The sequence below is a fragment of the Pseudomonas sp. 3B-A001-10F genome (genome assembly GCF_056313565.1).
Genome location: NZ_JBQYFW010000005.1, coordinates 50955 through 64561, shown reverse-complemented (window position 1 = coordinate 64561; position 13607 = coordinate 50955). Strand labels below are relative to the sequence as shown.

The following is a 13607-nucleotide window of genomic DNA, read 5'->3' as shown; positions in this document are numbered from 1 at the left end:
TCTTTAACAATCGATTACTTGCTGGCGACAGTCTCCGGTTGCCAGCCGCCGCCAAGGGCCTTGTAGATCGCGACGATGCCGCGATACAGGTCGACTTCGGCCTGGGCCTGGCTGTCTTCGGCGTTCAGACGTTCACGCTGAGCGTCGAGCAGCACGAGGAAGTCCGTGGTGCCTTCGCGATAGCGGATTTCAGCCAGGTCAGCAGCCTTGCGGCTTGATTCACTCTGACGGATCAACGAGATCAGGCGTTGCTGGCGCTTGCCGTAATCGCTGAAGGCGTTTTCTGATTCTTCCAGTGCCAGCAGCACTTGTTGCTCGTAAGTCGCCAATGCGCCTTCGGCTTCAGCATCGGCGCCACGCAAACGCGCGCGCACGCTGCCAAGGTCGAACGCGGCCCATGTGATGCTCGGGCCAAGTGCCCAGGCGTTGGCCGCCGAGGAACCGATTTGCGAACCACGCCCGGCTGTCCAGCCGAGGAAGCCGCTGAGGCTGACCCGTGGGAACAGATCGGCTTTCGCCACGCCGATACGCGCCGTGGCCGAAGCCAGATTGCGTTCGGCGCTGAGGATGTCCGGACGACGTTGCAGCAGTTCGCCCGGGTCACCGATCGGCAAGGCTTTGGCAATCGCTGGTAAGTCTTTTGGACTCAGATCAACGGTCAGCTTGTCCGGACGCTCACCGAGCAGGGTGGCGATGCGGTTTTTCTGCCGAACCTGTTCCGCCTGCAACTGCGGCACGGTGGCTTCAACGTTGGCCAGACGCGCATCGGCGCGCTCGACATCGAGCTGATCACCGACACCGGCGTCTCTCAGGCTGATGGTGATCTTGCGCGACTCTTCTTGGTTTTTCAGGTTGGCCACGGCGATCTTTTCGCGCAGTTGCGCACCACGCAGTTGACCATAAGCGTCCACCAGTTCGGCAATCATGGTGACTTGCAGTTGGTACAGATCGGCTTCGGCGGCTTGCTGGTCGGCGTCGCTGGCTTCCAGATTGCGCTGAATGCGGCCAAACAGGTCCAGCTCCCAGGCCATGTCCAGACCGAGGTCATAGCGTTCGCTATTGACCCGGTCAGTGGTCTGGCCGGGAATTTGGCCCTTGGCCAGATCACTGCTGGCGCGGCTGGTGATGGTCGGCATCGCATCGTTGCTGGCGTCGTCGCGGATCGCCCGGGCGGCTTTCCAGCGCGCGAACGCCACGCGCAGTTCACGGTTGCCTTGCAGCGATTGGGTCACCAACTGGTTGAGGGTCGGATCGTCGAATTGCTGCCACCAGATGCCTTCGAATTTAGAACGGTCGAAGTTCTTTTGCCCGGCGGCGCCGTCGGTGGCGGCCGTGATATTGGCTGCCTCCGTGGCTGGGGTCTTGTAGTCGGGGCCGACGGCGCAGGCACTGAGGGCCAGCACCAGCAGACTCGGCAGGAAGACTTTCAGACTCATTGTTGCGCCTCCAGTTTCATGGCCTTGGCCGCTTTGCGGGCCTCACCGCGTTCAACGAAGTTACGGATCAGTACGTAGAACACTGGCGTCAGCAACAGACCGAAGAAGGTCACCCCGAGCATGCCGGAGAACACCGCCACACCCATGGCGTGACGCATCTCGGCACCTGCGCCGCTGGAGAACACCAGTGGCACCACACCCATGATGAACGCGAAGGAGGTCATCAGGATCGGCCGCAGACGCAGACGGCAGGCTTCGAGTACCGCCGCGAGCGGATCGAGGCCTTCTTCCTGTTTGTCCTTGGCGAACTCGACGATCAGAATTGCGTTCTTACAGGCAAGTCCCACCAGTACGATCAAGCCGATCTGGGTGAAGATGTTGTTGTCACCGCCCGAGATGATCACGCCGGTGATGGCCGACAGCAGGGTCATCGGCACGATCAGGATCACCGCCAGTGGCAGGCTCCAGCTTTCGTATTGAGCGGCGAGCACCAGGAACGCCAGCAGTACGCAGAGCGGGAACACGAACAGCGCGGTGTTGCCGGACAGGATCTGCTGGTAGGTCAGGTCGGTCCACTCGTAGGTCATGCCGTTTGGCAGTTCATCCTTCAGCAGTTTCTCGATGGCTTTCTCGGCCTGGCCGGAGCTGTAGCCCGGGGCAGCCGCGCCGTTGATTTCTGCAGTGATGAAGCCGTTGTAGTGCATCACGCGATCCGGACCCGAGGTGTCGCTGACCTTGATGAAGGTCGCCAGCGGGATCATTTCGCCTTTGTTGTTGCGTACTTTCAGCTGACCGATCTGATCGGATTCGAGGCGGAACTGTTGCTCGGCCTGAACGTTGACCTGATAGGTGCGCCCGAAGCGGTTGAAGTCGTTGGCATACAGCGAACCCAGGTAGATCTGCAGGGTGTCGAAGATGTCGCTGACAGCCACGCCGTGAGTCTTGGCTTTTTCACGGTCGATGGCGGCATCGACCTGAGGCACGTTCACGGTGTAGCTGGTGAACAGCCCGGCCAGTTCCGGCACGCTGTGGCTTTTGTTGATGATGTTCATGGTCTCTTTGTACAGCTCGTCGTAGCCCAGGTTGCCCCGGTCTTCGATTTGCAGGCGGAAACCACCAATGGTGCCCAGACCTTGTACCGGCGGTGGCGGGAAGATCGCCATGTACGCCTCTTGAATATTCGCGTACTGGCCGTTCAAGGCCCCGGCAATCGCACCGGCGGACATGCTTGGGTCTTTACGCTCGTCGAACGGTTTCAGGGTCACGAAGACGATGCCGGCGTTCGGGCTGTTGGTGAAGCCGTTGATCGACAGGCCCGGGAACGCTACGGCGCTTTCCACGCCTGGCTGTTTCAGCGCCAGGTCGGACATGCGCTTGATCACGTCTTCGGTGCGATCCAGGCTCGAAGCATCGGGCAGTTGCGCGAAGGCCACCAGGTATTGCTTGTCCTGGCCGGGTACGAAACCGGTCGGGGTGCTGGAGAAACCGAAGAAGGTCAGCACCATCAGGCCTGCGTACAGCAGCAGGGCGATGCCGCTGCCACGGATAACCCGGCGTACGGTGCCGACATAACCATGGCTGGCACGGTCGAAGAAACGGTTGAACGGACGGAACAACCAGCCACCGAAGATCTTGTCGAGCACTTTGGAGAAGCGGTCTTTCGGTGCGTCATGGCTTTTCAGCAACACAGCGGCCAGTGCTGGCGACAGGGTCAGCGAGTTGAACGCCGAGATCACGGTCGAGATTGCAATGGTCAGTGCGAACTGCTTGTAGAACTGCCCGGTGAGGCCGGAGATAAACGCCGCCGGAATGAACACCGCACACAGCACCAGAGCCGTAGCAACGATCGGGCCGGTCACTTCACGCATGGCGCGCTTGGTGGCTTCGACCGGATTCAATCCGAGCTCGATATTGCGCTCGACGTTCTCCACCACCACGATGGCGTCGTCCACCACAATACCGATCGCCAGTACCAGGCCGAACAGCGACAAAGCGTTGAGCGAGAAGCCGAACAGGTGCATCACCGCAAACGTACCGATCAACGACACCGGCACTGCCACCAGCGGAATGATCGATGCACGCCAGGTTTGCAGGAACAGGATCACCACCAGCACCACGAGAATCAGTGCTTCGAAGAGGGTGTGAACCACCGCCTCGATCGAGCCTCGCACGAAGATCGTCGGGTCATAGACGATGCTGTAATCCATGCCTTGCGGGAAGTTTTTCTTCAGCTCGTCCATCTTGCCGCGAACTTCGTTCGAGATGTCGATGGCATTTGAGCCTGGGCGCTGGAAGATCGGAATGGCCACTGCCGGCTGGTTGTCCAGCAACGAACGCAGCGCGTATTGGCTGGAGCCCAGCTCGACGCGAGCGATGTCTTTGAGGCGAGTGATTTCACCGTTGTCGCCTGCGCGAATGATGATGTTCTCGAACTCTTCCTCGCTGACCAGTCGGCCCTGAGTGTTGACCGACAGCTGGAAGCTCTGGGCATTCGGGGCAGGGGGCGCACCGAGTTGACCGGCCGCGACTTGACGGTTCTGTTCACGAATGGCGGTGACCACATCAGTCGCCGTCAGATTGCGCGAAGCGGTCTTGTTCGGGTCAAGCCAGACACGCAGCGAGTAGTCGCCCATACCGAACAACTGCACATCACCGACACCGTTCAGACGAGCGAGCTCATCCTTGATGTTGAGGATCGCGTAGTTGGACAGGTAGAGCATGTCGTAGCGCTTGTCCGGGGAGGTCAAGTGCACAACCATGGTCAGGTCGGGCGACGCTTTGTCGACGGTGATACCGATGCGCGTCACTTCCTCGGGAAGCTTCGGCTCGGTGCGGGTCACCCGGTTTTGCACCTGCACCTGCGCATTGTCCAGGTCAGTGCCCAGGGCGAAGGTGATGGTCAGGGTGATCTTGCCGTCGGCGGTCGACTGCGAGGACATGTACAGCATGTTCTCGACGCCGGTGATGGCCTGCTCCAGCGGAGCGGCCACGGTTTCACCGATGACTTTAGGGTTGGCGCCCGGGAAGTTGGCACGCACCACCACGGTCGGTGGCACGACTTCCGGGTATTCGCTGATCGGTAGCTGGAACAGCGAGATCGCACCGGCGATCAGGATCAACAGCGACAGCACCGCTGCGAAGATCGGCCGTGAAATGAAGAATTGGGAAAAATTCATCGGAGTTGTCGTCCCTTAACCGCGTGGGGTCGTAGCGGCCAGCTTCACAACCGAACCAGACGCGCCTTTGGCAGGAGCGACTTTGGGCAGGTTGCTGGCTTCCAGCGCTTGACGTTGTTGAGCGAGTGCCGCGATGGTCTGTTCGCTGGCCATCGGCACCACTTCAGGGGTAACCGGGGAGCCAGGACGAACCCGTTGCAGACCCTTGACGATGATCGTGTCGTCCTTGTTCAGGCCGGTACGGACGATGCGCAGGCCTTCGATCTTCGGACCCAGTTCAACGGCGCGGTACGCGGTTTTGTTGTCCGCATCCATTACCAGTACGAACTTCTTGCCCAGGTCAGTGCCGACCGCTTCATCGTTGATCAGCATGGCGTTGTAGGTGCCGCTGCCGACCAGTTTCAGGCGTGCGTACAGGCCCGGGGTGTAGGTGCCATCGCTGTTGTCGAACACCGCGCGACCACGGATGGTGCCGGTTTTCGGGTTGACCTGGTTATCGACGAAGTTCATCTGACCGAGGTGCGGGTTGCCGTCTTCGTTGGACAGGCCCATGTACACCGGGGTGGTCGCGCCGCGCTGACCGTTACGGGCGAGTTGAGTGTATTTGAGGAACACACGCTCGTCGGCGTCGAAGTAGGCATAAACACGGTCGGTGGAAACCACACTGGTCAGCGGCGTGGTGTCGGCGGTCACCAGGTTACCGGCGGTGATCTCGGCACGGCTGACGCGGCCACTGATCGGCGCGGTGACACGGGTGAAGCTGAGGTTCAGTTTGGCCAGATCCAATTGCGCTTGCAGGGCACCGACGGCGGCGCGGGCTTCTTGAGCGGCGCTGGTGCGCGAGTCAGCCAGTTCGGCGGAAATGGCGTTGCTGGCACGCAGGCGTTCACCACGACCGGCTTCGTTTTCACTGCGGGTGGCGTTGGCGCGGGATTGAGCGACCAGGGCTTCGAGGCGGCGTACCTCAGCCTGGAATGGACGCGGATCGATCTGGAACAGCAGGTCGCCTTTCTTGACCAGTGCGCCTTCAGTGAAAGCGACGTCATCAATCTGGCCGGAGACCCGTGGACGGATTTCAACGGTTTCCGGCGCTTCGAGGCGCCCGGTGAATTCGTCCCACTCGTTGACCGGTTGCTCGAGCACCTTGGCCACGCTGACTTTCGCAGCGGGCATAGTGGCGGCAGTCTCCGGAGTCTTGCCGCAGGCGCTCATCACCAGTACGGCCAACATGGCCAACGGGAAGCGCAAATGTTTGAGTGACTGTTCCATGGATGCATCCGCCAATGTATTGAAGATGGGCGGATGATGCTCGGCGGGGTGTGATGGCACGAATCGAATGAAGCAAAGGTAACTATCATTCGGAATGATATAAGACCCGAACGAGCCCTCTAGCATGCACCTTTCGTTAGGTGGCTATCAATCTACTTGGTGGCAATTCTCTGTTGCCTGACCTGCAAAAGTCAGGAGCGAGGCTGCGCGGCGGGGATCATGCGGGGATTAAAAATGCCGAACCCGCCATGGCGGCGGGCTCGACAATGCGGTCAGAGTTTCGGCAACTGGCCGATGCGTCCGATCATTTCCGTCACGATCTGCAGATCCAGCTGGAATTGCTCCACAGTCTTGAACTCGCCATCGGTGTGACCGGTGTATTTCACGTTCGGCATGGCCAGACCGAATTGCACGCCGTTCGGCAATTCATGCACCGAGGTGGCGCCAGCGGAAGTGCCGAACTCGTGTTTCATACCCAGATTTTCAGTCGATACCGCCAGCAGCGCCTTGACCCACTCACCTTCAGGGTTGCGGTACATCGGCTCGGCGATCGAATAGTCGAAGGCAACGGCTACATGGCTCTTCTTGCTCCACGCCGCCAGTTTCTCAGCGATTTCAGCTTTGAGCTTCTCCGGCGACTTACCTTTCGGAACGCGCAGGTTGACCGCGAGTTTGAAAGCTTTTTCGTCCATGCCGACGTAGGTCAGCGAGGTCGTCAGCGGCCCCATGAAGGCATCGGAGAAACCGACATTCAACTTGTTGCCCAGGTAATCCAGACCCCAATTGTCGGCAGCGTAACGCGCGGCATCGGTGATGTGGTTGTGCTTGAACGCGACTTTGCCATCAAGGCTATTGATAAAGACCAGCATCCGCGCGACCGGGTTGACCCCGGATTCGGGCTCGGAAGAGTGCGCAGATACGCCAGTCACGGTCAGTTTGACGTCTTTGCCGTCGACCTTGGCGCTCACCTGGAAATCGCCGCCATTGCGCTTGGCAAACTCGTCACCGGCCTTTTGCAGACTGGCGGCCAGTTCCGCAGGCTTGTCGGTTACCAGGGTGGCGACCGACGCCGACGGAATCTGGTTGGTTGCCAGGCCACCGGTCATCGAGATGATTTCCGCGCCTTTGCCTTCACCTTTGCGCTTGGCAAAGTTGGCCATGACGGTGCCGTAGCCTTTCTCGGCAATCACCACCGGGTAGCCGCCGTCCAGCGCCAGGTTGTAGTTCGGCATCGGGTTGCGTTCGAAGTAGTAAGGGATTGCGTCGCCCGTGGTTTCTTCGGTGGTGTCGACCAGCAACTTGAAGTTGCGCACCAGCGGCAGTTTTTCTTCCTTGATGACTTTCATGGCATACAGCGTGACGACGATACCGTTCTTGTCATCCTCGGTGCCGCGACCGTACATGCGATCGCCGATCAAGGTGATCTTGAACGGGTCGAGGCGGGTGCCATCCTTGAGCACCCAGTTTTCCGGCGTCACCGGCACCACGTCGGCATGCGCGTGAATACCAACCACTTCATCGCCACTGCCATCGAGGGAAATCTCGTAGACGCGGTTGTCGATGTTGCGGAATTTCAGATTGAACGACTCGGCGAGACTTTTGATCTTCGCCGCGATCTTGATGAATTCCGGGTTGTCGTGCTGCTCAACGCCGTCCTTGCGAAAGGTCGGGATTTCCACCAGTTCGCGCAGGGTTTCAGCGGCGGCAGCGCTGTATTTCGCTCGCGTGTAGATGCCCAGCAGACGATAGATTTCATTCTGCTGATCGGCCGTCAACGTCTCGTTGTCAAGGTAAGCACCAATGGCCGGACCGATGTCGGCGGTTTTCGCCAGATCGCCCTTGCCCAGATTGCCGAGGAACTGGCGGAAATCAGTGACCTTGTCAGCACTGTAAGTCTTGAGAATCTCAGCGCTCTGCTGCGGGGTGATATTGGCTTGCGCGGGCGCCGTGAACACGGCAAGACCGGCCAGCATTAACGTGGTGGCAGCCAGTTTTTTGAAAGGGACATTCATTACGAAGGGCATTCCTTTGCAGGGCAGTGAGTTAGGCGTGTCTCAAGGTTGAGACACATACGCTTACAACCTAACACCGTGTCAGAGCCTTGCGGGAGTCCTGAAAGGGGATGTGTCGCACAAAAATGCAAAAGAGGCGCACAAATGAAAAAGCCCGGGGAAGGTTTCCGGGCTTTTTTATGGGTACTCACCTGACGACCAGCGCTTCTCCAAATCCTTGCGCCAGGTTCAGCAAAGCGCGGCTATCTGAAGATCTGTTCAATCATGATCCTGGAGGGGATGAATAACGTATTCGTGTAATAGGCCTCATACCCATAGGCGGTTATGCGAACTTTGCACGGGATGGAAGTTTGCGACGTCAGCAACGGTTTGATGGCGTCGTAGTCATTCAAGTCGCGTTGCGTGCCATCCGGATTGGTGTAGTAGAAGATCAGGTCGGAGGAAAACTTGTAATTGGGCCTGGCTTGACCGCTTGCGTTCACTCGCCCTTCGGCTTTTACCGCGATTGAATGCTCGGATGAGAACTCCATGTCGCGATTGAGAGAGCAGATCAGGGTAGGGTTGAGCTGGTTGGAGTTTTCGTAATCATTGAAAGCGTTCTGCAAATCCACGGTGGAGTTGAAGTGTGCCGTGAACAGATTGGCGGGGCCGAGCTCAAACGACGATAGCGTGAGGTCGGCGGGCGGAATGCTGGCCGTTTTTACGCAGCCGGTGCAGAGTAGAACGCCCAGGTATATGACCGCGCGGAAGCTGTTCATTGGCCGAAAATACCGTTGATTGAGTCAAAAATCAGATCGCAGGCGGACTTCGTCCCTTGCACAGGTTCTATAAACATCCAGTCAGCAGATGCATGGTGCCTATCAATGGTCTTGTTGATGGTCGGACCAGACTCGATCATCCAACGCTCCCCGAATTCTGCGACACCGTCAGATTGGTCAGGTGTACTGGCGTTGGCCCGGATGTTGATCCATGTTTCAGCGACAGGCGTTGGCTCCGAAAAATAGATGTCGGAACCCAGCCATACCAGGAATCCTTCACCCACTGGATCGAGTGTCACCAGATATTTGATGGTGTAGCCGGCTTCGGAAAGGATCTGTGACAGATGTGCGCCGTTCCATCCGCCGAGGCTGTGGCCGACGATGTAAACCGGGCAGGATTTGCTGGGAATGTTGTCGATGAAGTGAGTCTGGATATCGCCGGACCCTCTTGCATCTTTATAACTTTTAGGGAACCCCGTGTACTTCGCCGGCAGCTTGGCGCTGGCGGCAATTTTGCCGTCGAGCTGTTTTTTTGCGTCGTCGATATTGTGGAACGCGCCTTGAAAATAATATTTCTCTTGGTCGGCAGCCCCACCAATGAAAAAAACGATCGCCTTCTTTACGGGAACGGGAGCCGTCTTTACCGACTGATCCTTCACGAGTGTTAACGTCGGCGTGACGGCCAGACTCGCGGTATTTCCATTGGGAAGCTGGATTTGCTCTGCCGGCATGTTTTCAATCTTCCAGAAATAGTTTGAAGGTTTCTGCCACGTGTGAACTCACGACATGCGTGAACCCCAGCGAATCACTGGTGCCGTATTCGAAACTGCCGTCCGCGCGCTGGATCGCGTAGGCATGATTAGGCATGGGCTCACCGGTGCTTTCGTCGATCAATTTGATCTTGTCGCTGAAGTGCACCGGCATCGGCAGCAGACCGCTGAAAGGTGCCGAGACGAAGGTGTCGCCGATGATGACTGTTCCGGAACCGCCCACAACGATGTTGCCGTGTCCGCCCGTGCTGTCGATCGTCGCAGCATTCAAACCATTGATGAAAACGGTCGAGCTGACGCCTCCCGTGATCGGACTGCCACAAGCGGATTTGTCGGTCATCCGGGCGGCAGCAAGCCCGTCAAAGTTCACATTGGGGGAGCCACTGGCAATGGGATTCGTGCCATGTCCCGGAAGAGGGCAGCTAGTGGGGTCCGTGAGGCGTGCAGCAGGTTTTCCGCTCATGCGAAGTTCCGTTTCAAGAGGTCAGATCGGGCAGCCGTGATGAATAGCCGTATCGTAGAACAGCCAGGGCTGTTCGCTGGATCGACAGCCTTGGCGGTCGTAGTAATCGGGAATGGTGAGGATGTGGTGTCAGCTCTGCGTGACATTGACCCCATGTGCATCCGGACGGATGCGAGTGTTCGCCTTCAATCACACCGGTGGTGTTTGAAGAGGCGAGGGGCACAATCGCTTGCATACGTGAAGTACGCATCAAATTTTACCGTCCCTGGAAATTTCGTTGCGAAGAATGCCGCAAGCTACGCTTGCGTTCAATAATATTCAGAACTGCCAGCGCGGATTCACAGGCTATCTGGATCGCCAAAAAACATTTTGACTAGGCTCTAGGAAGGCGTTTTCAGGTCGATAATGCTGTTATTTGCCCCCCCTTTTGCCCCCAATCGCATTGAGTGTGCGAGTGATCTTGAATGGTGACCTGCGACTGACTCCAGTATGGCAGTACCTGGTATTCGGTGCACGCAAGCTAAAGCGGCGCTCCCGAGCAACGCAATCAGCGTGAGCGAGGATCTTTATTTGATCCGAAACACACTGGTTTTATGCTTGCCTCTCATTCAGCCCTGATTGTTTCGTGAAATATTTCTGCATAAAGCCGAGCGACGGTCGGTGTGAGGTTGTGTACTGAAGGAATCAGAAAATTTGAGTTGGGGGCGAGTCGTTTTGCGTAGATGACTTCGTAAACCCTGCGAACGATTCCTGGCTCTGTTTCCTCTTGGTCGAAGCCAGGCATTATTCCTACGGCTTTGTAACCCGCATGCTCCAATGCTTGTTGCATATACGGAGCGCGGGTTGTCGCCATACCATAGATCAAGCCGGCGCCCATGAACCTTCCCATTTTTTCTCCGAGGTCTTGGGCAGCTACGGCCAGTTTGGTTTGTCTATGATGTTTGGCTACCGCGCCCACTCGCCCGAAGATGACATCAGCGCCGTCAATTTTTTCCCACGTTGCTATCGCGACGATTTCATGATTCTGGCGGACCACGATAGCGAACATTCCCCGCTCTAGGTCGTTTTCGAGCACTACGTTGTCTTCATAAAATTGCTGGTTCACAAAAGGGCTCCCTAACCCCACCCTTATGGAGGGGAACCACGTCTGGAAAAAAATTATCGCTACATCGATCTCCTCGCGTTTCAGGTAATCCCATGTGTAGCCAGAGGGTAAAACAGTGAAACTGCGAATTTGATCGATCGTTGGCCATTTCATGCGGTTCTGCTCGTCTTGATTGTCTAATTGCCTTCAGGAATCGGTCGGAGAAGGGGCTTATTCAGTCGCGTCTCTATCGAGTTGTCTGCGATCTATCGGCAATTCCAGGGCGTCTAGTGGAGGTAGGCGGCGGGTTAGACGGCGGTATTTTCAGGTTTGAGGACAGCGCCCTTGCATAATCCTGGGGCATGCCTGGCCGCAAATTGTCTGTGGCGGTCGACCACTTCACCGATGACAAACTGCATCAGCTTCTGGACGAAGGCCGTATCGAGTTTGGCCTCTTGGGCGAGGGCTGTCAGGCGTTCGTATTGAAGCAGCTCTCTGTTCTTGTCTACCGCAGGCAATTGATGTCGGGCTTTAAGCAAACCGACCTCATCAGTACAGCGGAATCGTTCAGCAAGCATGTGGATGAGCGCGGCGTCGATATTGTCGATGGTTTGTCTGAATGCAGAGAGTTGACGCGTGATGTCGGAATTTTCCATGGATAACCTCGTGGCAGTTGTTCTATGGGGCTTGTCTGTACCCATCCTTGGTCCCTTCATGATTGGACGGAGAGCCTGAGCCGGCGCTTTACGCGGGATCGGGCATGCTCAACGATTTCTCCAGCCACTGCGTGACTACCTTGAAAGCCGAATCTGAATTGCGTTCATAAATCAATCCGTGGCCGTTGCCGTGAATACCGAGCGCCGGTAGATCCAGGTGGTGAATGTTGGCACCGGCATTTCGCAGGAAAGGGACGATGGTGGATGCGTAAGCAGCAAACGCTGATGTCTCACCTGTCACCAGCGCTACCGGAACGCCCTGCAACCCGGGAATTTTCAGGGTTGATGGTTCTGCTGTGCGGACTTGCTCCGCCGTCTTGCGAGGCGGATCAAAAGTCAAAGGAGCGGCGGTCAGTCCCCATTCGAGGCTACCTATACCCGGCGTGTGGCCAAATACCGGCCCCATAGGTTCCACCGCCACAATCCCTGCGATCAGGTCGGGTCGACGATCGGCGACCAACCAGCCACTGGGCCCGGAAGCGGAATGCGTAACGATGATGGCCTTACCGATTCTGTCGAGCAGTTCGGCCAGTCGATCCGCGTCCAGGTTCTGCGAAGTTCCGAGGTCGGCCGGCATAGGACCGTAGGCTGCAATGAAGGCGTCAAACGCTGCTTCGTCATCCAGCTCAAACGGCCATTGTGTTTCTCCGCCTCCCTCTGGGAAGTAAACTTCGCGGGCGCGCTCATAGGAAAACGCTGGACCCATCGGTCCCATGATGTCGGGGTGATACGGCGATCGCCCGTGGCCGGGTCTGTCGACGCGAAAGACTACGAAGCCTGCTTCGACGAACCGCTGGGCCCAGCCCGGGCGACCATCGGGTGTATCCAGCCATTCAGTGCCTTGCAGCGTGCCTCCATGCACCAGCACTACAGGATAGGGTTGAGTGATGTGCTCGGGGGACTCCCAGGCTACGTACATCGGACCTTTCTGAAAGCTTTTACCGTTCTGGGTAACGCGGGCTCCGGTCACCCAGAAGTTGCCACGCCGCGTACGTTTTATCGGTGCGCTTCGCCAGGGTTGCTGGGCATGATCGGTTGATTGGGTAACTATCTGCGTAGCGAAAACCGACCAGTCCTTGTGCCCATCTCCTCGGGCTACTGCGGATGTCATTTTCGATCGCACGGCATCGGCTGCAGGCAGTTCCAGGCGCTTGAGACGTGCCGCATCAATAGCCAGATTTATATCCTTGAGGCCAAGAGACAGTTTGAAACCCGGTTCAAAACGTCTGTGCACGATGTTCTGCCCATAGCGCTGGTAACCAGGGCCGGTGAACAGAGTCTGGGTCATGAGGTTGAGGAACATCGAGGGGCTCAGTCCATGGCGTTGAACAAGTTCTGTTGCTTCGCCCAGCGACTGGATGGCTTGAGTGATCATCATGTTGCCGGCGATTTTCGCGATACACGCCAGTTCAGGTTGATCGCCCAAATACCAGGTCTTTTTCCCGAGTAGGTCAAACAGCGGTTGGACCCTCGAGACAGCTACCTGCGATCCGGCCGCAAGGATATTCAACTCGCCATTTGCCGCCACGGCAGGCACACCGAAAACCGGCGCCGCGATCAATTCAATGCCGATTGCATCATGTATGCCCTGCAACTCCACCATGATCGAAGGCGACAAAGTCGACATCACGATATGCACGCAAGCCCTGTCTGCGTTTTCCAGGGCTGCGCTGGACAGCAGCACCTCCCTGACGGCGGCATCATCGGCAAGCATGTTGATGACGACCTCTTGCTGAAATGCCGAGGACGGTGATTCGAGAACGCTTACTCCCTCAAGATCCATCATCGCAGCGTGACTACGGTTCCATGCCGATACGTGATGGCCGGCCCGGATGAGCAACGGAATGATCGCTCTGGCCATGCTTCCCACACCGATAAAGCCAATCTTCATGTTCAATCCCCCGGTTGGTGTTTCGACGAAGG

At 57.5% G+C, this 13607-nt stretch carries 10 protein-coding genes; all 10 read right to left on the bottom strand.

Annotated features, from left to right (window positions below):
- Positions 1-14: 14 nt before the first annotated feature.
- Positions 15-1436, bottom strand: coding sequence for an efflux transporter outer membrane subunit (locus AC0ZWN_RS07115; RefSeq protein WP_095126067.1), 1422 nt, complete (start codon positions 1434-1436; stop codon positions 15-17).
- Positions 1433-4612 carry an efflux RND transporter permease subunit gene (locus tag AC0ZWN_RS07110; RefSeq protein WP_476334530.1) on the bottom strand — a complete coding sequence of 1060 codons (3180 nt, stop codon included), beginning with the start codon at positions 4610-4612 and terminating at the stop codon, positions 1433-1435. Before AC0ZWN_RS07110 ends, AC0ZWN_RS07115 begins: the two co-directional genes overlap by 4 nt.
- Positions 4613-4627: 15 nt before the next feature.
- Positions 4628-5881 carry a multidrug efflux RND transporter periplasmic adaptor subunit MexE gene (mexE, locus tag AC0ZWN_RS07105; protein WP_093431287.1) on the bottom strand — a complete coding sequence of 418 codons (1254 nt, stop codon included), beginning with the start codon at positions 5879-5881 and terminating at the stop codon, positions 4628-4630.
- Between the two features lie 272 nt (positions 5882-6153).
- Positions 6154-7893 (bottom strand): dipeptidase, encoded by a 1740-nt coding sequence (locus tag AC0ZWN_RS07100; RefSeq protein WP_476334529.1) that lies wholly within the window; start codon positions 7891-7893, stop codon positions 6154-6156.
- Between the two features lie 242 nt (positions 7894-8135).
- A complete protein-coding gene (locus tag AC0ZWN_RS07095; RefSeq protein WP_093431292.1) occupies positions 8136-8651 on the bottom strand; it encodes a hypothetical protein in 516 nt (171 codons plus the stop codon).
- Complete coding sequence (locus AC0ZWN_RS07090; protein ID WP_186621559.1) at positions 8648-9382, bottom strand: alpha/beta hydrolase family protein; 735 nt, start codon at positions 9380-9382, stop codon at positions 8648-8650. Before AC0ZWN_RS07090 ends, AC0ZWN_RS07095 begins: the two co-directional genes overlap by 4 nt.
- 4 nt (positions 9383-9386) lie before the next feature.
- Positions 9387-9884: a PAAR domain-containing protein gene (locus AC0ZWN_RS07085; protein ID WP_007914923.1), complete on the bottom strand. Its 498-nt coding sequence runs from the start codon at positions 9882-9884 to the stop codon at positions 9387-9389.
- A 604-nt stretch (positions 9885-10488) separates the two neighbouring features.
- The gene (locus AC0ZWN_RS07080; protein ID WP_476334528.1) at positions 10489-11142 is read right to left on the bottom strand and encodes a hypothetical protein; all 654 of its coding nucleotides are present in this window, start codon (positions 11140-11142) and stop codon (positions 10489-10491) included.
- A 134-nt stretch (positions 11143-11276) separates the two neighbouring features.
- Positions 11277-11624, bottom strand: coding sequence for a chorismate mutase (locus tag AC0ZWN_RS07075; RefSeq protein ID WP_051065908.1), 348 nt, complete (start codon positions 11622-11624; stop codon positions 11277-11279).
- An 88-nt stretch (positions 11625-11712) separates the two neighbouring features.
- Positions 11713-13575, bottom strand: coding sequence for an NAD(P)-binding domain-containing protein (locus AC0ZWN_RS07070; protein WP_236010356.1), 1863 nt, complete (start codon positions 13573-13575; stop codon positions 11713-11715).
- Positions 13576-13607 lie beyond the last annotated feature (32 nt).

Excerpts from the sequence above, each read along its gene's own strand:
- AC0ZWN_RS07115 (WP_095126067.1), bottom strand. The coding sequence starts at position 1,436 with ATGAGTCTGAAAGTCTTCCTGCCGAGTCTGCTGGTGCTGGCCCTCAGT.
- AC0ZWN_RS07110 (WP_476334530.1), bottom strand. The coding sequence starts at position 4,612 with ATGAATTTTTCCCAATTCTTCATTTCACGGCCGATCTTCGCAGCGGTG.
- mexE (WP_093431287.1), bottom strand. The coding sequence starts at position 5,881 with ATGGAACAGTCACTCAAACATTTGCGCTTCCCGTTGGCCATGTTGGCC.
- AC0ZWN_RS07100 (WP_476334529.1), bottom strand. The coding sequence starts at position 7,893 with ATGAATGTCCCTTTCAAAAAACTGGCTGCCACCACGTTAATGCTGGCC.
- AC0ZWN_RS07095 (WP_093431292.1), bottom strand. The coding sequence starts at position 8,651 with ATGAACAGCTTCCGCGCGGTCATATACCTGGGCGTTCTACTCTGCACC.
- AC0ZWN_RS07090 (WP_186621559.1), bottom strand. The coding sequence starts at position 9,382 with ATGCCGGCAGAGCAAATCCAGCTTCCCAATGGAAATACCGCGAGTCTG.
- AC0ZWN_RS07085 (WP_007914923.1), bottom strand. The coding sequence starts at position 9,884 with ATGAGCGGAAAACCTGCTGCACGCCTCACGGACCCCACTAGCTGCCCT.
- AC0ZWN_RS07080 (WP_476334528.1), bottom strand. The coding sequence starts at position 11,142 with ATGAAATGGCCAACGATCGATCAAATTCGCAGTTTCACTGTTTTACCC.
- AC0ZWN_RS07075 (WP_051065908.1), bottom strand. The coding sequence starts at position 11,624 with ATGGAAAATTCCGACATCACGCGTCAACTCTCTGCATTCAGACAAACC.
- AC0ZWN_RS07070 (WP_236010356.1), bottom strand. The coding sequence starts at position 13,575 with ATGAAGATTGGCTTTATCGGTGTGGGAAGCATGGCCAGAGCGATCATT.